Origin of the sequence: uncultured Vibrio sp., assembly GCF_947488985.1 — a bacterium.
GTDB lineage: Bacteria > Pseudomonadota > Gammaproteobacteria > Enterobacterales > Vibrionaceae > Vibrio.
In genome coordinates this window covers 1-1634 of sequence record NZ_CANLBV010000205.1, presented here as the reverse complement: position 1 = coordinate 1634, position 1634 = coordinate 1, and the positions used below count along the sequence as shown (strand labels likewise).

The window sequence follows — 1634 nt, the reverse complement described above, 5'->3', positions numbered from 1 at the left end:
GACATCACGATTGCCAACTCCGACAACACACAAAAAATTGTCTCGAAAGGGCTGTCGAATGTTTACACAGTCGCTCACGGTAACTACGTGAACAAACCGTCGTGCCCAGTGGGGCAGCAACCCGACATTACTCTCGGTATCGGAAGTGTTTTTATCAATAAAGACTTTGAACTCACCGGAAGTCAAAAGCCGTATTTGATGAGTCAAACGGGCGACCGTTGGCAAGTGGGGTTAGAGGTTCGGGTCAGATCCCTGAGCTCGGGAGATCTTGATGTTAGAAATGAAGGCGAAGTTCTCGCCATCACTCAATGTAAATAACACAACAAAGGAACACACTATGAAACATTCTGTTTTACTCATGACCGCTATGTGCCTAAGCACCAGCGCGCTGGCGAAAGTCAGTTATGAAGATGCGCTCGAATCCAATCGCCCGTTTGAGGAGGCGAATGCAGCGGTACATAATCCGCCCGATGATAAAGGACTTTCTGAACACGAGATTCCTGACGGCAACCAAGGCGATTTTGGTCACTGGAAGGCAATAAACAGTATTCCGCATGGAAACTCAGCTATTATGCTGCTAGGTACCGCGACAGGGCATGAGTGCGCACCGAAAGGGGGGTACGGCAGTCAATCTTACAGAAGCTGCTGGAACATCGGTAATGGGGATAAAAAGTGTACCGATAAAACCAATTATTACAGCTGTGAATAATTAAGCCGATACTCAACGCTCAAGGATGAGCGTTTTTAAGTCCAACTGGGTATGCTTCTCGATCATAAAAAGCCATTTAATAGAACTAATGATCATAGATAAAACAGAGAGATAAGCTCATTTATAGGTTGTTTTTTGGTATAATGAATACCATCAAATATCAGGTCATTCTCAAGGATACCGACATGAAAAAAACGGCTTTTTTTTCAGCTTCAGCGCTGACATTATTATCTACGCAAGCTTTGGCGGTGGTGAATGGCACACCTATCGATTGGTCTTCGCAAGATGACACCGTGCGCATTGATAGCAGCATTAGTGATAGCCAATACTGCACTGCCACCCTCATCGCGGGGCGCTATGCCATCACTGCCGCGCATTGTCTTCAGGGTGATAAACTTGATACGGTAGTGACAGCTTCTAATGACACGCACACCATTGCGTACTCTGTGTTGCACCCTGAGTATGACAATGATGGCCACAGTGATGATTGGGATAAAGACGTAGCGTTTGCCTTATTAAGTCAACCTATTGATTACAGTCACATTCACTTTTTGACAGCGAGGGAATTGACTGACAATGAGCCTGTTCATATAAGCGGTTTTGGAGGCACTATTGAGAACCTCAATCGCGCCGATTTTACTTTCAGCCATCACCATTGGGCTGATCCTTACCTAATTTATCTTGATACGGTCAACTTATCACACACGACAGGTGGCGATTCTGGTTCGGCATGGGTCAATACTAACAATGAGATTGTAGGAATTCATAAGGGTAGTCGAACGGTGATGGGCGAACGCGAAACTTACGGCACTGATCTGACTTATTCCGATAACTTTATTCTTGAGACTGTGAACGGCTGGCATTACCCAACGCTGGCGCAAGCTAACGGCAAAACGACCATCACAGTGCAGTCTCTGCACCAGGA

2 protein-coding genes and 1 pseudogene are annotated in these 1634 nt (G+C 45.8%); all 3 read left to right on the top strand.

Annotated elements, in window-relative coordinates; genetic code table 11:
* A pseudogene (locus Q1A70_RS19810) lies at positions 1-318 on the top strand (type II secretion system protein); the annotation flags it as partial.
* Between the two features lie 19 nt (positions 319-337).
* Positions 338-709, top strand: a complete 372-nt coding sequence (locus Q1A70_RS19805; protein WP_299695588.1) for a hypothetical protein — start codon at positions 338-340, stop codon at positions 707-709.
* A gap of 185 nt (positions 710-894) precedes the next feature.
* On the top strand, positions 895-1634 hold a 740-nt coding region (locus Q1A70_RS19800; RefSeq protein ID WP_299697615.1), incomplete at its 3' end, for a trypsin-like serine protease.

Bases quoted from the DNA above. Each gene is read 5' to 3' on its own strand.
- Q1A70_RS19805 (WP_299695588.1), top strand. From the start codon at position 338: ATGAAACATTCTGTTTTACTCATGACCGCTATGTGCCTAAGCACCAGC.